Below are 19,519 nucleotides of genomic sequence, written 5' to 3' on the forward strand. Positions count from 1 at the left end.
ATGTATGGAAAATAAGATTAAAAAAGCACGAGTGATATATAATCCGACTTCTGGTCAGGAAATCATTAAAAAGAACATCGCAGAAGTCTTGGATGTGTTAGAGGATGTAGGCTACGAAACAAGTGCCTATCAGACCACTCCTGAACCCTTATCAGCCCAGTTAGAAGCAGAACGGGCTGCAAAAGCCGGTTTTGATTTGATCGTTGCTGCAGGAGGAGATGGGACCATTAATGAGGTTGTTAATGGGGTTGCTAGCTTGGAACACCGTCCAAAGATGGCTTTTATTCCAACTGGAACAACCAACGATTATGCTCGTGCACTGAAGATTCCAATGGGAGACCCAGTCGCAGCTGCACGGATCATTGAGAAGAACCAAACTATTCAAATGGATATTGGCCGTGCTTACGGAAGTAAATATTTTATCAATATTGCTGCCGCAGGAACCTTGTCCGAATTAACCTTTAGCGTTCCAAGTGAAGTGAAATCACGCTATGGCTACTTTGCTTATGTGGCCGAAGCTGTGAAAAAATTTCCTAAAAATAAAACCCGCAAGGTACGGATTGAACACGACAATGGGGTCTATGTTGGACCAGTTTCTCTTGTCTTCGTGGCTTTGACCAATTCAATCGGTGGCTTTGAAAGTGTGGCACCAGATGCTAAACTTGATGATGGGAACTTTACCTTGATCTTAGTCAAAACAGCTAAATTATTTGAAATGCTGTCTCTCATTATGCAAGCTGTAAATGGTGGGAAACACGTTAATGATTCAAATATTGAATACCTCAAAACCTCTAAATTAAAAATTGAAGTTTTGGATCAGAAAGAAGAGTTCAAGATTAATTTAGACGGCGAATACGGCGGAGATACACCGGTAGAACTGGAAGTTTTCCACAATCACTTAGAATTTTTTGCCAACATCGATGAAATTAATGACGATGCTCTGGTCCGTTCAGAATATAAATCAGAAGAATAATGGAGAATCATTGCTGAGAGTGGGTAATGCCAGTTTCTTCATACATAGTTAATTAGGAAATAGGAAATACAATACGATGCATCAGTATCAAGTGAAAATCCACTACCATCATCCCGTAGGTGATTATTTTGCCCGTGATATGTGGAAGTGGCATGAAGGAGTATGGGGAGAGGAAGTCTCTTTCTCCAAGCTCGATTATTTTGGAGTTGAGGGGCTCCTAGTTTATAACTGTGAGACACCTCAACACATTGGCCATGTCATCATCAAGGAAGGAAACTGGCTTAGTCAGTCGGATGAATACCATATTGAGCTTTTACCAGAAGGGAAAGTGCGGGAAGTCTGGTTGATTCAAGGAGATGACACCGTTTATTATTCCTTGCAGGCTGCAATGACCAGTCATGAATACAGCCGTCGGAAGCCACGCGCTTTTGATATGGCGACGCACTATCAAGAATTTGATGCCAAATGGGGCTATCAGGGTTGGTTGGGATATCGCCAGCAAGATGATGATTACCGCTTTAAACTTTGGGCGCCTACTGCCAATAAAGTAGACCTTCTCATCTATGATTCTGTAGCCAATGACAGCAAGGTCTGGAAGATTGTCCCAATGGTTCGTGGTCAGAGAGAATCTAGCGACCATGTTCGCAATAACTGTGGTGTCTGGTATGCGGATGTCATGGGAAACCTCAGTGGACTAGCCTATCAGTATAAGGTTTATTTTGATTACCACACAGAGATTGCGCGTGATCCTTATACGATCGCTACCAGTGAAAATGGGAAAAAGTCTGCCATTCTTTCTCATCAGGATTGCATCTTCCCTGCCTTTCAGTCAGAAGCTTATGAAAAGGCTGACTGGCGTCTGGATAATCCTTGTCAGGCGGTTGTCTATGAAATGCATGTCCGGGATTTGACCATCTCTCCGACTTCCGGGGTGGATGAAGCCTATCGAGGAACCTACCGAGGAGCTCACCAGACTGGGACGAAGAACGCCCAAGGAGATGCCACAGCCTTTGACTATATCAAGGAATTAGGGGTCAATGTAGTTCAACTGCAACCAGTGACCGACCGCTATAAGACCTATGATGAAGACGGGAATGTCCTCTATAATTGGGGCTATGATGTGCAGAATTACTCTGCTCCAGAGACTAGTTACTCGACCAAACCTCACGACCCTAAGACCACCATGCGTGAGTTAAAAGAAATGATACACGCCTATCATGAAGCGGGTATTTCGGTAGTCATGGATGTGGTCTATAATCATATCTATTCGACAGAAGAAGGAGCTTTCCAAACAACCGTTCCTGATTATTACTACCGGATGAATCCAAATGGATCCTTCCAAAATGGTACAGGAGTTGGGAATGAGACGGCCAGTGAGCATGAGATGTACCGCAAATTCATGATTGATTCCTTGACGTATTGGGTAACAGAATATAAGATTGACGGTTTCCGCTTTGACTTAATGGGGATTCACGATGTGGATACTATGAATGAAATCCGTGAAGCCATGGACGCGATTGATCCACGGATTCTCCTTTATGGAGAAGGTTGGGATATGGGGACAGGGTTGGCTCCAGAAGATAAGGCCAAAAAGGACAATGCTTATCAAATGGCCCAAGTCGGTTTCTTTAATGATACCTCTCGAGATGCCATTAAGGGAGCTGAAGTCTTCGGATCCATTAAACGTGGGTATGTCAGTCGCAAGTCTACAGAAGACATCATTGCGCGTTCCGTTCTGGGAAGTGCAGAGTTGGGATCATTCCTAACTCCAAGTCAGGTCCTCAACTATGTAGAAGCCCATGACAATTACAACCTCTACGATTTGCTTTCTTATGTCCATCCAAATGATTCTCAGGAAAAAATTAAGAAGCAGGTAGAAATGGCGACAGCCATGAATCTCCTCTTCCAAGGGATGGCCTTTATGCAGGTTGGACAAGAGTTCCTACGAACCAAACTAGTTGCAACGGGCGAAGATGGGGAAGTGACACCTAAAGATCGAGAACGGGCCATGAATTCTTATAATGCACCTGATGCTGTCAACCAAGTCGACTGGAATCTAGTGTCTGTAAATAAGGATACTGTTGACTATGTTCGCCAATTGATTCATTTGAAGAAGACCCTGCCTGCCTTGTCCCTTGAATCTTATGAGGAAATCTACCAACATGTCTTCGTGCATACAGCAGATATGGGCAGTGGTGTTGTTGTCTTTGAATTAAATTGGGACAAACACTACTATGTCATTTTTAACACCAGTGGACTACCATTCTATCTCCAGAACGCAGATCATCTTGAGCTCCTTGTTGGAAATAGTCGAAATAAACGTCCATTCTATGTTGAGAATTTAACAGCTTCCATCTTTGAATGGAAGAAATAAACAAAAAAATGAGGCTGGGACAAAAGTCCTAGCCTCTCAATTGTCTTTGGATTGTCGAGCAAGACGCAGTGGTTGAGTGGGCTCTACTACGCTGATTTCATCAGCTTTTACAGCCCTACTCAACTGTGCGGAGGTGTGACGACGAAATCGAATTCTAACGAATTACCGATTTCTGTCCCACTCTCATTTTTTTTCTGATGAAGATGAGCTAGAACTACTTGAGCTGGAATCTTCACTTGAAGAAGATGAACTGAACTGTTCAGGGTGGAGTTCCTTATAGCTTGGCGCTTTGAAGAGATCCACTGTTGACTGATTGCCTTTTTGGCTATAGAGGCTGGTTGAGGCATCCCCTTTTTCTTTTTCAATTTTCTTCAATGCTTTCATCGAGTTATTGTAGGAGTAGTCATCCGGGTTGACTTTACCAAGATCATTTCCTGTATAGAATCGTAAGAGGTCTCCTGTTTGGATACTATCACTAATCTTGAGTTGTAGATTCGCTGCCTCACGGATTTTATCCAGTTGCTCTTTCGTTGATTCGTCAGGATTGGTGATTTCTTCACCAGTCTTGGTGTAATAGGTCCGGCCACTGTAACTTGTATACTCAGGAGTCACAAAGTAGTTAGCAGAACGGAAAGCTACGATTTGGCTATGATTTGGAGATAACAAGTCTTGACCAACTTGAAGGAAGTTCTTAGAATCAATTCCTAACAAGTGTTCTAATGTTGGAAGCATATCAATCTCTCCACCATAGGTCTCAATCACTTTCCCCTTGTCCATACCAGGAATGACCACCATATACGGTACGCGTTGCAACATGGCATTGTCATAACTAGACCAAGTTTCAGAGTTCTTATCTAGCAAAGGAGCCAGAGCTGGATTTCGAGAATTAGAAATACCGTAGTGGTCCCCGTACAGAACAATAATGGAGTTCTCATAAAGACCAGAAGCTTTGAGATAATCGAAGAAGGCCTTGATGGAAGCATCCAAGTAGTTGGCTGTTGCGAAATAGCCATTAATGGTTTCATCTTGCGTCTCTGCAAGAGGGAAGCCAATTTCGTCACCAATCAGACTGGTTGTATAAGGATAGTGGTTAGAAACGGTAATGAACTTAGTATAAAACGGTTGTTGCATGTGTTCCAAGTACTTGATAGAATCCTTCAACATGATCTTATCATTAAGTCCATACTGGAAGGAGTTTGTATCATCTTGCTTGGTAAAATAGGAGGCATCAAAGAAGTAATGGTAGCCCCATTGTTTGTAGGCTGTATTACGGTTCCAGAAGCTTCCGGCATTTCCGTGGAAAACTGCACTGGATTGGTAGCCATTCTTAGAAAGAATGAAAGGAGCTGCTTGCTGGGTATTGGTCCCACCGTAGTTCACCATAAAGGAACCTTGGTTCAAACCGAACAAGCCAGTCTCAATCATGGTTTCTGCATCCGATGTTTTACCAGCTTTTACCTGGTTGAAGACATTGGCAAATGCAAAGGTTTCGTTTGAATGGTAGAGCGAGTTGATAAAAGGGGTCACTTCGTATTCTTTGCCATCGACTTTCAATTTATAGTCGATCAAGAATTGTTGGAAGCTTTCCAAATGGATATAGATAACATTACGACCTTTAGCAAGTCCAAAGGTTTCAGGGTTTGGTTGAGCATAATGGCTAGCAACATACTCTTCAACCGGTTTCAGGTCAACTTCAGAAGCCTTTGAGCGTTCTTTATTGGCCATGTAAGTCTGGTTGGCACTGTAACCCAAAAAGGCAGGTAAACCAAGCGCACGAACTACATAGTAGTTGGAGAAGCCACGCGTTAACAATTCCGGACGGTCAATCTCTGCCAAGAAAAGGTTGGCAGAGAAGAGCATAGCAGAGAGCGAAGTCACTGCAAAACTTGCCCGTTTGTTAAAGGGACGGTGATCTAGTTTGACCAATTTCTTTAAGAAGAGGAAAGCTAGAATCGGGAAGTCTAAAATATAGATAATATCCCAGGGACGGAATAATTCTAAGGCTGCAGCTCCAAGACCAGCGGAAACCTTACTAGAGGCCAGCATGGTATTAACCGTTACGAAGTCAGTAAACTCACGATAATAAATCGAGTTGGAAATCAACCAGATAAATAAAATGACATAGATGCTAAAAGATAGCAAATAAAAGAGTTTGGTTCTCTTAATATAAAAAGCGAGACCGATGAATAAGAGGCTGAGTGGAATCGGGTTAATCACTGCAAGAAAAACCTGATAAAAGCCTTGAATATCTAGATTAAAGTCTACTGCATAGGCCCACATGGTTTTAAACCAATAAAGCAACAGTAGGGTAAAGACAAATCCTAGTCTGGTACTCATAGCATCGAGTATCGTTTTGGTAATTTTTTTCACAAAAATATACTTCCTTGCCTTATTTCCTAAAAATTTTCTTACAACAGTATACCATAATTTAAAACGTTTTGAAATAAAGCAAGTAAATAATGATGTTAAAAAAGAGTATGGTTGGTATTGGTGATCATTAGCTAAATAAAAGAAGTGAGATTGTTTAAAAAGATGGTGAATACTTCCTTGATAATAGGATTCTTAAGTAGGAGACTTTGTGAATTTTTGAAAATTTTGATACAATAGAAGTATGAAAAAGCTGACAATTAACCGACAAGTTGAGAAAAAAATCCATAAAGGTTATAAGATTTTAGAGAAGAGTGATTTTGAACAACTCCCTTTTGACAATGAGGTGGTCGATCTGGTCACAGCTTCAGGTCATTTTCTAGGGACAGGCTATCTTTCAGAGCAAAACAAGGGGCTTGGTTGGGTCATTTCTACCAAAAAAATCACCTTGGATCAGGCTTACTTTGGTTACTTATTTGCTGAGGCTAAGTCAAAACGTCAGTCTTACTATCAGTCGGAATTGGATACAGCTTTTAGAATTTTTAATCAAGAAGGCGACGGATTTGGTGGCTTGACCATTGATCTCTATGGAGATTATGCTGTTTTTTCTATCTACAATGCCTTTGTTTATCAAATCAGAGAGCTTCTTGTTACGGCTTTTCAAGAAGTTTTTCCAGAGGTCTTGGGAGGATATGAAAAAATCCGTTTTAAGGATCCAGGTTATGAGTCAGCCCATCTTTTTGGTCAAGAAGCTCCAGAGCAGTTTTTGATTTTGGAAAATGGTGTTCGCTACCAAGTCTTTCTGAATGATGGCTTGATGACAGGGATTTTCTTGGACCAACACGATGTGCGTGCTAGTTTAGTAGATGGCTTAGCTGCAGGTAAATCCTTACTCAATATGTTTTCCTACACGGCGGCTTTTTCGGTAGCAGCGGCCATGGGCGGAGCAGTAGAAACAACCTCTGTTGATTTGGCTAAGCGGAGTCGCGAACTATCTGAAGCTCATTTTGTGGCAAATGGTCTAGCATTGGACCAGCACCGCTTTATCGTCATGGATGTTTTTGATTATTATAAGTATGCCAAGCGTCATGCCTTGACTTATGATGTGATCGTTTTAGATCCGCCGAGTTTTGCTCGCAATAAGAAGCGTACCTTCTCTGTTGCGAAGGATTATCACAAACTGATTGAGCAGTCCCTAGAGATTTTAAATCCAAAAGGAATTTTGATTGCTAGTACGAATGCTGCCAATGTCAGTCGGGATAAATTTAAGAAAGAAATTGAAAAGGGCTTCAAAGGCCAAAAGCATCGCTATATCAGTGAAGTAGGACTTCCAGCTGATTTTCGATACAATGAAAGGGAAGAAAGTAGTAATTACTTGAAAGTTTTTACGATTAAGGTGGATCAATGAAATTAGTCGTTTCTGTAATGCCAAGAAATTTTGAAGAAGCACAGGCCATTGATGCCAGTCGTTATCAGGATGCAGATGTCATTGAATGGCGTGCGGATTATTTAGACAAAAATGATATCTTACAAGTGGCGCCTGCCATCTTTGAAAAATTTGCAGGCCGTGAGATTTTATTTACGCTACGGACACGGGAGCAGGGAGGAGAAATTGAACTTTCTGGTGAAGAGTACGTAGCGCTTATCCATGATATCAACAACATCTACCATCCGGATTATGTCGATTTCGAGTACTTTGGTCATCAGGCAGAGTTTAATCAGATGATGGATTATTCCAATCTTTGCTTAAGCTACCATAATTTCCAGGAAACCCCTGAAAATATGATGGAGATTATGTCTGAATTAACCAGCTTTACACCGAAATTGGTCAAGGTATCTGTGATGGCTCATACCGAGCAGGATGTTCTCGATCTAATGAACTATACACGTGGCTTTAAGACGCTTAATCCAGAACAAGAGTTCGTTACCATTTCTATGGGGAAAATCGGCCGAATCTCTCGCATTGCTGCCGATTTAACTGGTTCTGTTTGGTCCTATGCCAGTGTTGGAGAGCAAAGTGCACCAGGTCAAATTAGCTTGTCCAGCATGCACAAGATTCGGGAGATCTTAGATGAAGATTGATGGCTATACGCGAATGGCGGCCGTGATTGCCAAGCCCATTCGTCATAGTATCTCACCCTTTATTCACAACCGGGCTTACCAATTAACCGCGACCAATGCAGTCTACCTAGCATGGGAAGTGGAAGAAGAACAAGTCGAACAAAGTCTTCAACAGTTACGGGTACTGGATATGTTGGGCGCTAATATTTCCATGCCTTACAAGAAAAAGGTCTTGCCATTTTTAGATCAGGTAGATGGAAGCGCGCAACTTATTGGTTCGGTCAATACAATTGTTCAGAAAGATGGTCGTTTAACAGGCTACAACACAGACGGACTTGGTTTTCTAAAGAGTCTCCCTAAGACTTTTTCGATAAGGAATAAGAAACTCGTCCTTTTAGGAGCGGGTGGGGCTGCGACTGCTATTGTTGTAGAGGCTATTCGCCAAGGAGTTGGCGAGATTCATTTATTTGTTCGTTCAGAAAGTTTAGATAAGTATCAGGCTATCTTTGCTCCACTATCCGAAACTCTTGATGTTTCAATTTTCCTTCATGACTTATCCAGTCAGGATCAGTTGAATGCAACGATAGAGGGGACGGATTTATTGATCAATGCTACAGGACTTGGAATGGACGGGTCTTCTCTCCCTATTCCGAAAGACTTTATCTTTCCTAAAGGTTGTCTAGTGGCTGATTTAGCTTATTTTCCTGCCAAGACACCATTTCTTCAATTAGCAGAAGAACAAGGGGCAAAAACCTTAAATGGCTTGGGAATGCTCTTCCATCAAGCTGCCGTTGCCTTCGAACTGATGACGGATAAAACTTTCCCGGAAGAGGAAGTCTGGCAAGCGTTGAAATTGGAATACCCAGATTATGTTTTAGAAAAATGATGGAAGAAAACAGAAAAACTTAATCAAGTATGCTCTGTTTTCTATTTTTATACAATAGTGAAATTGTAATCTTTTTCACATGGATTTGAAAGGAGATCCTTATGAAGGTGAATGTTGATCTACCAAAGAATGGTTATGAGATTGTCATTGAGAATGGAGCGATCCAAAAGGTTGGAACCTGGCTCAGTCATCTATGGGAACCTCAAAAAGTAGCAGTCATAACAGACAACCATGTAGGATCTCTTTATGCAAGTCAGGTGGTAAAAAACCTTGAAAGTGAAGGATTTACAGTGATTAGCTATGAGTTCCTAGAAGGAGAAGCTAGTAAAAATCTGACGACCGTCCAGAAAGTCTATGAATTTTTAGCGAAAAATGGGATGACACGATCAGACGGCATTCTCGCTCTTGGTGGTGGCGTTGTCGGTGATCTAGCTGGCTTTGTAGCTTCCACCTATATGAGGGGCATTCATTTCGTTCAAGTACCGACTAGTTTGACAGCGCAGGTTGACTCCTCTATCGGAGGTAAGACCGGAGTCAATACACTCTATGCTAAAAACATGGTAGGAACATTTGCCCAACCGGATGGGGTATTGATTGATCCTGAAGTGCTGCGGACTCTTGGCAAGCGCGAGTTGATCGAGGGCATGGGAGAAGTTATCAAGTACGGTCTCATAGAAGATCAAGTCTTATGGGAAGAGCTGGATCAAATGGATGGCTCCGTTGAGTCTATTTATGAGCATGCAGAATCCCTGATTGCCCATTCCTGTCAAGTCAAGCGCAAGATGGTCGTCGAAGATGAGCTAGACCAAGGCATTCGCCTATATCTGAATTTTGGTCATACCCTTGGCCATGCGATTGAAGCAACAGCCGGTTATGGCCAGATTATGCACGGAGAAGCCGTAGCGATTGGAATGGTGCAAATCACTAAGGTGGCAGAAGCTAAGGGATTGGTCCAAGCCGGTTTAACGCAGGCTATTCGTCAAATGTGTCAAAAATTTGGCTTACCAGTAGAATTCCATACTTGGGATAAGGAAAAGCTTTATCAGGCCTTAACCTTGGACAAGAAGGCGAGGGGCAATCAATTGAAACTCGTTTTGGTACCTGAAATTGGAACTTGTCAGATCCATCCAGTCCCATTGGAAGAAATGAGAGACTTCTTAAACTAGAAAGCGACAAAGGAGATACCATGCGTTATTTAACAGCAGGAGAATCACACGGACCACGACTTACAGCTATTATCGAAGGAGTGCCAGCAGGTCTCCCTTTGACAGCTGATTATATCAACGTCGAATTAAAACGCCGCCAAGGAGGCTACGGTCGTGGAGCACGGATGAAGATTGAAAGCGATCAGGTCGAGATCACCTCTGGTGTTCGCCATGGCTTGACCATGGGAGGTCCTATCACCTTGAATGTCACCAATCTAGACCATCAAAAATGGCTAGAAATCATGTCTGTTAGTGATGTGGAGGAAAAGAAGAAGGGGCTCCGGAAAATTACCAAGCCTCGTCCAGGCCACGCCGATTTGGTCGGTGGCATCAAGTACCGTTTCGATGACTTGCGAAATTCTTTGGAACGGTCATCGGCTCGGGAAACAACCATGCGGGTAGCAGTAGGTGCAGTAGCCAAACGTTTATTGGAAGAGATTGGGGTTCAAGTAGCCAGCCACATCGTCAATTTCGGTGGCATCGAAGTAGAGGTTCCGGAAAATCTAACAGTTTCCCAAATCAAGGAAGCGGTTGCTCAGTCAGAAGTTTCCATCGTCAATCGAGAGCGAGAAGAGGAAGTCAAGGCCTATATCGATAGTGTGAAGAAAGAAGGGGAAACCATCGGAGGGATCGTCGAAACGATTGTAGGTGGTGTGCCTGTCGGTCTGGGATCTTTTGTCCAATGGGACAAGAAATTGGATGCTAAGATCGCTCAAGGGGTTGTCTCTATCAATGCTTTTAAAGGTGTAGAGTTCGGGCTAGGCTTTGAAGCAGGCCGTCGAAAAGGCAGTCAAGTCATGGACGAAATTCTCTGGTCTGAGCAAGATGGGTATACTCGTCGAACCAATCATTTGGGTGGATTTGAAGGCGGTATGACCAATGGAGAGCCGATTATCGTTCGTGGTGTTATGAAACCAATCCCAACCCTTTATAAACCCCTCATGAGTGTCGATACTGAAACGCACGAACCGTATAAGGCAACGGTGGAGCGGAGTGATCCAACAGCACTTCCGGCTGCAGGGGTTGTCATGGAAGCTGTGGTGGCAACGGTTTTAGCCACAGAAGTCTTGGACAAGTTCTCTTCTGATAATCTGGAAGAATTGAAGGAGGCTGTCGAGAGTCATCGGGCCTATACCAAAGCTTTCTAACTGGAGAAATAGATGGAAGAAAAGGTTGTTTATATCGTCGGTCTAGGACTGATTGGTGCTTCGTTAGCCATGGGGATCCGGAAAGCTCATCCGCAAGTGACTTTACTAGGCTATAATCGCAGTCAGGCCTCACGGGATATTGCACTTAAGAATGGCATAGTGGATGAGGTGACGGCTGATCTTGAAGCATTTGCTAGTCGAGCTGATGTCATTATCGTCTCCTTACCTGTCAAGCAAACCATTCAAACCTTTCAGCAACTGGCGAGAATGCCACTGAAAGAAGGAGTCATTGTGACAGATGTGGGCTCTACCAAGGGGGCCATTGTAGAAGCTGGTCAAGAAGTTTTTAATCATCTGCCAGTCCGTTTTGTCGGCGGACATCCCATGGCAGGGAGTCACAAGACAGGAGCTGCGTCAGCTGACTCTACTCTCTTTGAAAATGCCTACTACATTTTTACGCCAACAACTGCGACTGATCCCAGTGCGGTCTTGGAATTGAAGGATCTCCTCTCAGGGCTTAAAGCCCGTTTCATCGAGGTAGATCCAATAGAACACGATCGGGTCACTTCTCAAATCAGCCACTTTCCTCACGTATTGGCAGCTACCCTGATGGGACAAGCAGCTGCTTATACAAAAGAGCATGCCTTAGCAGGTCGCTTTGCTGCAGGAGGATTTCGTGATATGACGCGGATTGCGGAGAGTGAGCCCAGCATGTGGACCTCCATTTTGCTATCCAATCCAGCTGCTGTTCTCGATCGGATAGTAGACTTTCAGGCTCGCCTTGACCAAGTTGCTGATATGATTCGCCAAGGACAAGAAGAAGCGATTTGGTCCTTCTTTGACCATAGTCGAGAGCAACGGCAACATATGCAGATCCATAAGAGAGGAGGGGTGGAAAGCACCTTCGATATTTTTGTGGATGTTCCAGACGAAGAAGATGTCATTCTTCGAATCCTGGAGTTGCTTCGTGGTACCTCCTTGGTCAATATTCATATCAATGAGGAAAACCGAGAAGATGTCTACGGGATTCTCCAGATTTCCTTTAAGACGGCTGCAGATCAAGCGCGGGCTGAAGCCCTGATCACCGAGCAAACGGATTATAGTGTGGTAATCAAATAGGTCCTAAGTAGGATTTTTACAAAAATAGCAGTTTCTAACACAAGATGTACCAGAATCTTTGTATAATAGAACAAAACCAAATTGTTAAGGAGAAATCACATGTCAAATATTTATGATCTAGCCAATGAATTGTCACGTGGAATTCGTGACTTACCAGAATACAAGGCTGTTCTTGCTAGTAAGGAAGCCATTGATGCCGATGCCGATGCAAAAGCGTTATTCGGAGACTACCTGGCTTTCCAACAAGAAATTCATGGAGTCATCCAGTCTGGACAAATGCCAACTGAAGACCAACAAAAGAAAATGCAGGACTTTGCTGGGAAGTTACAAGGAAACCCAATTGTTAATGAGTTTTTCACCAAACAACAGCAATTGTCTGTTTATCTAGGAGATATTGAACGGATTATTTTTGATCCAGTTCAAGATTTATTTAAATAAGGGAGAGGTGGAGAGCCCACCTCTTTTTCTCTCCATCTTAGGGGAGCTTCTGACTGAACGTTGAAAATGGCTGTTTTTTATGGTAGAATTTTTAGAAAAGCTTGAAGGGGTAAGCCATGAAATTACAAACCAATTGTAAGGGTTTAAATGGAATCATTCGTGTTCCGGGGGATAAATCGATCAGTCATCGTTCGATTATCTTTGGTAGCCTTGCGCATGGAACCACTAAGGTCTATGATATCCTACGTGGTGAAGATGTCTTATCCACTATTCAAGTATTTAGAGACCTAGGCGTTTCTATCCAAGATGATGGTCAAGTGATCACCATCGAGGGAAAAGGCTTCGAAGCCTTTCAACAACCTAAGAATAATCTGGATATGGGGAACTCAGGCACCTCCACTCGATTGATAGCGGGTGTCTTAGCAGGAAGTCCATTCCCAGTCACCATGGTTGGAGATGATAGCTTGTCCAAACGACCAATGGATCGGGTGGCGATCCCCCTTCGAGAGATGGGAGTCACTGTTCAGGGGCAAACTGAGCGAGACATGCTTCCTCTTCACCTTCATGGGACAAAAGAGTTACAACCAATCCATTATTCATTACCGGTAGCCTCTGCTCAGGTCAAGTCAGCACTTCTATTTGCTGCCATGCAAGCAGAAGGGGAGTCAGTCATTCTAGAGAAGGAACTGACACGGAATCACACCGAAGATATGATCCAGCAGTTCGGTGGCCATATCAGCGTGAAGGGCAAGGAAATTCGCCTGCGTGGGCCTCAAAGCTTCCAAGCCTGTGAGGTTACGGTTCCAGGTGATATTTCCAGTGCAGCCTTTTGGTTGGTAGCTGGTTTGATTGTTCCTAATAGTCAGATTCGTCTAGAGAATGTTGGCATCAATGAGACTCGTACAGGTATTCTAGAGGTTATTAAAAAAATGGGAGGCAAGCTTCAAATCTTGGATGTTGATCCCCTTGCTAAGGCTGCGACGCTTGTCGTAGAGACTTCCGACCTCCATGGAACAGAAATTTCGGGTGATTTGATTCCTCGCTTGATTGATGAGCTTCCAATCATTGCTCTTTTGGCAACCCAAGCTTCTGGGAAAACCATTATCAAAGATGCTGAAGAATTAAAAGTTAAAGAAACGGATCGCATTCAAGTCGTGGCGGATAGTCTAAATGCCATGGGGGCTTCCATCACTCCAACAGAGGATGGTATGATCATTGAAGGGAAAACACCTTTGCATGGTGCTAGTCTGCAAACCTTTGGTGACCACCGGATTGGCATGATGGGAGCTATTGCAGCCTTGCTTGTAAGCGATGGTGAAGTGGAGCTTGCGCGTGCTGAAGCTATTAATACCAGCTATCCTACCTTCTTCGCAGATTTAGAAAAGGTGTCTCATGCCTAAAGTACTACTCGGCTTTATGGGAGCAGGGAAAACAACCATTGGCTCTTTATTGGACCCAGCTTTTGCAGATATGGATGCACTCCTGGTCCAACGCTTAGAAATGCCGATTTCTAACTATTTTGCTCGCTATGGAGAAGACAGTTTTCGCCAGCAAGAGTCGCTTTTGTTGCATGAGTTACTCAATCAAGAGAGCTCGGTCATTTCAACTGGTGGAGGGATTGTCCTGAAACCAGAAAATCGCAAGCTTCTCAAGAAGAATCCTTGTAATATTTATTTACGAATTGATTTTGAGCGGCTTTATCAAAGACTGGCTGCCGATCCTGCAACTAAGCGCCCCCTCTTTCTTAATAAAAAACCAGAAGAGTTTCGTGCCTTGTATGAGCAACGCCTGCCCCTATATGAAGAAGTAGCCACACATGTGATTGATGTTGCTGATAAGACACCAGAAGAAATTGTGGAGATCATCCGATGCTTGTAGCTTATCTCGGTCCTAAGGGATCCTTTACCCACCATGTAGCTCTTGAAAGTTTTGAAGAGGCTACCTTATGCCCTTACGGGTCTATCACAGAAGTGATCAAAGCTTATGAGTCCGACCAAGTAGATTATGCGGTTATCCCTGTTGAGAACTCTATCGAAGGTAGTGTCCATGAGACGATTGACTACCTCTTTCACCAGGCTCGTTTCCAGGCTATTGCAGAAGTGGTCTATCCTATTAAGCAACAACTCTTAGCAGTTAAGCAGGATCAAGCCATTGAAGTGATCTATTCGCATCCTCAAGCATTAGCCCAAGGGAAAGCCTATGTCCAGGAGCATTTCCCTCAAGCCAGACTAGAGATGACAACTTCGACTTCCTATGCGGCTCGATATGTCTCTCAACATCCGGAACTTCCTATCGCAGCCATTGCGCCTTTGGAGGCCAAAGATGAATATGGTCTGGAAGTGGTAGCGAGTAACATTCAAGAGATGGATCAGAATTATACCCGCTTTTGGATTCTTGGTCAGCGCCCTTTTGAAGGCAGTCGCTCCTTGAAGAAAGTTGCCCGCAAGGATAGTCTGGCTATTACCTTACCAAGTAATATTGCGGGCTCCTTATGCCAGGCCCTATCTACATTTGCTTCAAGAGAATTAAATTTAACAAAAATTGAGAGTCGTCCATTGAAGACGGCCCTAGGGGAATATTTTTTTATCATCGATGTGGTAGATGCTGACGAATCACTCTTTGCTTCTGCCTATCAAGAACTGGAGTCCCTAGGAGTATCCATCAAAACCTTGGGCCACTATTGGGTCTATGTGCTAAACGACAATAAAACGGAGAACGTATGAGTAGAGAATCAGAAAACCTATCCTATCATGAACAAAAGAGATTGGATTATCTTTATTCCAACTACCATTACCTGAATGAAAAAGAGCAGTTGGAATACAAGTACCTAAAAAATAAATCAGAGGGACAATTCCAAGAAAACACCGTTTCAGCAAGAGCAGAGGAATTTGTTGCTCTTTCAAGTAGAGGGGAAGACAATTCTGATGAATTACCAGTCTATCCATCACGTAGCCGGAAGGACAAATCCAAATCCAATAAAAAGAATCGAGAGGAAGTAGCACCCCTTCCCAAACGGAAGAAAGGTAGCAAAATTCGCTTCAAACGTATTTTAAAATGGATTGCCATCATCTTCTTATTGGTTCTTGGTGGTATGGTCTTTATGTTTCTCAAAGGTTTGAATAGCAAACCCGGTGGGACCAATGCCCAACCAGCTGTTAAAGAGTATTTTAACGGCCAGAAGACCAAAGACGGAGTCAATATCCTGATCTTGGGAACAGATGGTCGGATCGGGGAAAGCTCGTCTGAGACGCGAACGGACTCCATCATGGTGGTCAATGTCAACAACAAGGACGGCAAGGTGAAAATGGTCAGTTTCATGCGGGATACTCTGGTTCATATCGATGGCGTGAGCCAACAAACGGATCCAGAATATCAAGATTACTATGACCAGAAGTTGAATACGGCCTTCACCATTGGAGAGCAGAATAACAACCAAGGGGCGGAGTTGGTCCGTCAAATGCTCAAAGATAACTTTGACATTGATATCCAATACTATGCCATGGTCGATTTCCAAACCTTTGCGACAGCGATTGACACTCTCTTCCCGAATGGGGTGGAGATGAATGCTCAGTTCTCTACTATTGATGGTGAAACCGTCTCTGAGGTTGAAGTCCCTGATGACTTGAATATGAAGGATGGGGTCGTTCCGAATCAGACTATTAAGGTCGGAAAACAACGGATGGACGGCCGGACCCTTCTCAACTATGCTCGTTTCCGGAAGGATGATGAGGGTGACTTTGGCCGGACAAGACGCCAACAAGAAGTCATGTCTGCCATTGTGCACCAAATCAAGGATCCAACCAAGCTCTTTACTGGATCTGAAGCACTAGGAAAGGTCTTTGCTATGACCTCAACCAATGTCCCCTTCTCTTTCCTATTGACCAATGGGATTGGCTTAGTCGGAAGCGCCAGCAAGGGGATTGAACGCATCACCATCCCAGAAAATGGGGATTGGGTCGATGCCTACGATATGTATGGTGGTCAAGGCTTGCTGGTCGATTTCGATGCTTATAAAAAGAAATTGTCCCAAATGGGCTTAAGATGATATAATTAAGGGATAGGAGTTTTGAAAACTCCATCCCTTTTAATTTGTAGAAAGATTGAACACCATGTTAAAGAAAAATGAAATTGTAGACGTTGAGATTGTCGATTTGACTCACGAAGGAGCAGGAGTGGCTAAGGTTGATGGCTTGGTCTTTTTTGTGGAGAATGCCCTGCCAGGAGAAGTGATCCGCATGCGCGTGCTCAAGGTCAATAAGAAAATCGGCTACGGAAAAGTAGAGGAGTATATAGAAAAATCTCCTCACCGCAATGAGGAACTGGACCTGGCTTACTTGCGAAGCGGCATTGCTGACTTGGGCCACCTAGCTTATCCGGAGCAGCTGAAATTCAAGGCCAAACAGGTCAAGGATAGTCTCTACAAGATGGCAGGAATCTCTGATATCGAAGTGCCCCTGACCTTGGGGATGGACCATCCCGTCCAGTATCGCAACAAGGCCCAGGTGCCTGTCCGTCGTGTCAATGGTCAGGTAGAGACAGGCTTCTTTCGCAAGAACTCTCATGATTTGATGCCGATTGAAGATTTCTATATCCAAGATCCCGTCATTGACCAAGTGGTCTTGGCTCTTCGAGATTTGATTTGTCGGTTTGATCTCAAGCCTTATGATGAAAAGGAACGGTCTGGCTTGATTCGCAATCTTGTGGTCCGCCGAGGTCACCATTCAGGAGAAATCATGGTCATTTTGGTCACCACTCGTCCTAAAGTTTTCCGTGTGGAACAGTTGATTGAGCAGTTGATCAAGCAATTCCCAGCCATCAAATCCGTCATGCAAAATATCAACGACCAGAATACCAATGCCATTTTTGGGAAAGAATGGCGGGTTCTCTATGGTCAGGATTACATTACTGACCAAATGTTGGGAAATAGCTTCCAAATCTCTGGACCAGCCTTTTACCAGGTCAATACAGAAATGGCAGAGAAGCTCTATCAGACAGCTATTGACTTTGCGGAGTTAAGTGAAGATGATGTCGTGATTGATGCCTACTCAGGAATTGGGACCATTGGCTTATCAGTTGCCAAGCATGTCAAGGAAGTCTATGGCGTAGAAGTCATTCCTGAAGCTGTGGAGAATAGCCAGAAGAATGCTAGCTTAAACGGCATCACAAATGCCCACTATGTCTGTGATACAGCTGAAAATGCCATGAAGAATTGGCTCAAGGAAGGCATCCAACCAACTGCTATCCTAGTCGACCCACCTCGCAAGGGCTTAACTGAAAGCTTCATCAAAGCAAGTGCCCAAACAGGCGCTGACCGCATCGCCTATATCTCCTGTAACGTCGCTACTATGGCGCGTGATATCAAACTCTACCAAGAGTTGGGCTATGAATTGAAGCAAGTCCTACCGGTGGATCTGTTTCCGCAGACGCATCATGTTGAGGCAGTATCACTACTTGTACGAGCTGAGGTATCAGCGAAGTAGAAGTAGATGATTTGCCCATGCGATAGGACTCGTAGAATGAGGAGGGGGCTGACGAAATGATACGGTAATTCCGAACTGCCGAGTGTGTCAGCTTGTTAGAGAAACATTTTTACTATACATAAGCTTTAAAAGCTTTAAAATTAACTACTAGAAAAGGAAGTATTATCATGGGAATATTCGATGATTTTGAGTACAAAGAGAACTACCAAAATGAAGAAAAAGTAATTGAAGTACTAAAAAAGATTTTAAGAGCAATTCATCTAAATAATTATAGAGATATTATGGATAATGTTGATGGTTCAGAAGTTGATGATTTAAGAGAGTTGCTTGAATATATTGACGATTCATTACAATTAAACGATTTTGATAAAATTGATGAATATGGTGTAGAATGTAATTTCCATCCGAATTATGAGTATTCTCAACTACAAGTTTATGAATTTAATGATCAAACTGGTTTTGCTGTTGAATATCAGATGACCTCTAATTCTGAATTAGTAGATTTAACCCTACAATTAGAATTTTTATACAATGAGGATGGTTACAAAATAACTTCTATAGATGTAGATCCTGGATAAACCAAACTTAATTATCTTCGTTATGAAATATATGTGTATACTAAGGATAGATAATTAGGTTGTAAGTTGCATAGAATATCGGTTAGTTTTTCAAATATTGGAAGAATGAAAGATGTATCTATTGGAATTGTACCAAAATGATTATTCTAAAGATTTAGTCGTGTTTGATTCTTTAGAAGATGGAAAAGACTTTGTATCTAAAATAACTGGATATACTCTAGAAAATGAAAATGATTTTGTTCAAGGTAATAAAATAGAAATAACGAACATTTATATGAAAGGTTTAGAGTTAACATGAGTATCTTATTTAAAGAATTTAAAACCATTTGTTTCCATTTAAATCGAGTCGGAATTACACCGACACTGATGGGTTCTTTGGGATTGGAGTTTAGAACGAAAGAAAATTGGGGGCCGTCTGACATTGACATTCATGTGCCTGGTGACCCTAGAGGTTGGGAAGCACCTGATCATCTCAGAATTTATGACTGGGACAAGATAATGAAAGTGATGAAAGACTTAGGCTACGTCTTAATAGATATTCATGAGCATGAATTCCAAAAGGATAGAGTGAGTGTTGAATTTGGAAGTATCGATACCTTATCTGATTTTGCAGGAGTTTCGGAATCGGATATAGAGCTTATTCAGATTGAAGGCATCACTTTTCGTCTTCCAAGTCTGGAGCAGTATCTAAGTATTTACAAAGCTTCTTCTCAAGACTCCTATCGAAATGATCACAATAACAATAAGGATTTTAAAAAGATCGAGTGGCTGGAAAGACATTTGTAAATTATCATATGAAAAGTAGTAAGTTGTAAGACTGGTTGCTTTTTTATTTTTATTGGTTATTTAATTTATACTATATTGGCGAGTAATAGAATTAGTAAAGAAAA

General features: G+C 42.8%; 18 protein-coding genes. 17 read left to right on the forward strand and 1 reads right to left on the reverse strand.

The window, feature by feature from the left end:
- Nucleotides 1–4 precede the first annotated feature (4 nt).
- The gene (locus H8S88_RS03165; RefSeq protein ID WP_125336048.1) at nt 5–973 is read left to right on the forward strand and encodes a diacylglycerol kinase family lipid kinase; all 969 of its coding nucleotides are present in this window, start codon (nt 5–7) and stop codon (nt 971–973) included.
- Between the two features lie 76 nt (nt 974–1,049).
- Nucleotides 1,050–3,347 carry a type I pullulanase gene (gene pulA, locus H8S88_RS03170; RefSeq protein ID WP_236127911.1) on the forward strand — a complete coding sequence of 766 codons (2,298 nt, stop codon included), beginning with the start codon at nt 1,050–1,052 and terminating at the stop codon, nt 3,345–3,347.
- A 183-nt stretch (nt 3,348–3,530) separates the two neighbouring features.
- Here pulA and H8S88_RS03175 read toward each other — a convergent pair whose 3' ends face one another.
- Nucleotides 3,531–5,717 (reverse strand): LTA synthase family protein, encoded by a 2,187-nt coding sequence (locus H8S88_RS03175; RefSeq protein ID WP_048789119.1) that lies wholly within the window; start codon nt 5,715–5,717, stop codon nt 3,531–3,533.
- A gap of 241 nt (nt 5,718–5,958) precedes the next feature.
- Here H8S88_RS03175 and H8S88_RS03180 point away from each other — a divergent pair, with 241 nt between their 5' ends.
- The 15 genes from H8S88_RS03180 to H8S88_RS03250 all read left to right on the forward strand — a co-directional run bounded on the left by H8S88_RS03180 (nt 5,959) and on the right by H8S88_RS03250 (nt 19,415).
- Complete coding sequence (locus tag H8S88_RS03180; RefSeq protein ID WP_048789118.1) at nt 5,959–7,122, forward strand: class I SAM-dependent rRNA methyltransferase; 1,164 nt, start codon at nt 5,959–5,961, stop codon at nt 7,120–7,122.
- Nucleotides 7,119–7,796, forward strand: a complete 678-nt coding sequence (gene aroD, locus H8S88_RS03185) for a type I 3-dehydroquinate dehydratase (RefSeq protein WP_048688131.1) — start codon at nt 7,119–7,121, stop codon at nt 7,794–7,796. The genes H8S88_RS03180 and aroD overlap by 4 nt, the downstream gene beginning before the upstream one ends.
- A complete protein-coding gene (aroE, locus tag H8S88_RS03190; RefSeq protein ID WP_048789117.1) occupies nt 7,786–8,661 on the forward strand; it encodes a shikimate dehydrogenase in 876 nt (291 codons plus the stop codon). The genes aroD and aroE overlap by 11 nt, the downstream gene beginning before the upstream one ends.
- Nucleotides 8,662–8,762: 101 nt before the next feature.
- On the forward strand, nt 8,763–9,827 hold the full coding sequence (aroB, locus tag H8S88_RS03195) for a 3-dehydroquinate synthase (RefSeq protein ID WP_236127912.1): 1,065 nt from the start codon (nt 8,763–8,765) through the stop codon (nt 9,825–9,827).
- A 20-nt stretch (nt 9,828–9,847) separates the two neighbouring features.
- Nucleotides 9,848–11,014, forward strand: a complete 1,167-nt coding sequence (aroC, locus tag H8S88_RS03200) for a chorismate synthase (RefSeq protein WP_236127913.1) — start codon at nt 9,848–9,850, stop codon at nt 11,012–11,014.
- 12 nt (nt 11,015–11,026) lie between these two features.
- Nucleotides 11,027–12,133, forward strand: coding sequence for a prephenate dehydrogenase (locus tag H8S88_RS03205; protein WP_236127914.1), 1,107 nt, complete (start codon nt 11,027–11,029; stop codon nt 12,131–12,133).
- Between the two features lie 99 nt (nt 12,134–12,232).
- The gene (locus H8S88_RS03210) at nt 12,233–12,571 is read left to right on the forward strand and encodes a YlbF/YmcA family competence regulator (protein ID WP_061564079.1); all 339 of its coding nucleotides are present in this window, start codon (nt 12,233–12,235) and stop codon (nt 12,569–12,571) included.
- A 116-nt stretch (nt 12,572–12,687) separates the two neighbouring features.
- A complete protein-coding gene (gene aroA, locus H8S88_RS03215) occupies nt 12,688–13,971 on the forward strand; it encodes a 3-phosphoshikimate 1-carboxyvinyltransferase (protein ID WP_125330031.1) in 1,284 nt (427 codons plus the stop codon).
- A complete protein-coding gene (locus tag H8S88_RS03220) occupies nt 13,964–14,449 on the forward strand; it encodes a shikimate kinase (RefSeq protein ID WP_236127915.1) in 486 nt (161 codons plus the stop codon). Before aroA ends, H8S88_RS03220 begins: the two co-directional genes overlap by 8 nt.
- Nucleotides 14,440–15,294: a prephenate dehydratase gene (pheA, locus tag H8S88_RS03225; RefSeq protein WP_125330029.1), complete on the forward strand. Its 855-nt coding sequence runs from the start codon at nt 14,440–14,442 to the stop codon at nt 15,292–15,294. The genes H8S88_RS03220 and pheA overlap by 10 nt, the downstream gene beginning before the upstream one ends.
- On the forward strand, nt 15,291–16,616 hold the full coding sequence (locus tag H8S88_RS03230; RefSeq protein WP_236127916.1) for an LCP family protein: 1,326 nt from the start codon (nt 15,291–15,293) through the stop codon (nt 16,614–16,616). Before pheA ends, H8S88_RS03230 begins: the two co-directional genes overlap by 4 nt.
- Before the next feature lie 64 nt (nt 16,617–16,680).
- Nucleotides 16,681–18,051, forward strand: coding sequence for a 23S rRNA (uracil(1939)-C(5))-methyltransferase RlmD (gene rlmD / locus H8S88_RS03235; protein ID WP_236127917.1), 1,371 nt, complete (start codon nt 16,681–16,683; stop codon nt 18,049–18,051).
- 167 nt (nt 18,052–18,218) lie between these two features.
- Nucleotides 18,219–18,629 (forward strand): DUF7668 domain-containing protein, encoded by a 411-nt coding sequence (locus H8S88_RS03240; protein ID WP_125330026.1) that lies wholly within the window; start codon nt 18,219–18,221, stop codon nt 18,627–18,629.
- 112 nt (nt 18,630–18,741) lie between these two features.
- Nucleotides 18,742–18,927 (forward strand): hypothetical protein, encoded by a 186-nt coding sequence (locus tag H8S88_RS03245; RefSeq protein WP_125330025.1) that lies wholly within the window; start codon nt 18,742–18,744, stop codon nt 18,925–18,927.
- The gene (locus H8S88_RS03250) at nt 18,924–19,415 is read left to right on the forward strand and encodes a nucleotidyltransferase (RefSeq protein WP_070439261.1); all 492 of its coding nucleotides are present in this window, start codon (nt 18,924–18,926) and stop codon (nt 19,413–19,415) included. The genes H8S88_RS03245 and H8S88_RS03250 overlap by 4 nt, the downstream gene beginning before the upstream one ends.
- Nucleotides 19,416–19,519: the final 104 nt, after the last annotated feature.

The organism is Streptococcus sp. GS001, from assembly GCF_021595565.1.
GTDB lineage: Bacteria > Bacillota > Bacilli > Lactobacillales > Streptococcaceae > Streptococcus > Streptococcus xiaochunlingii.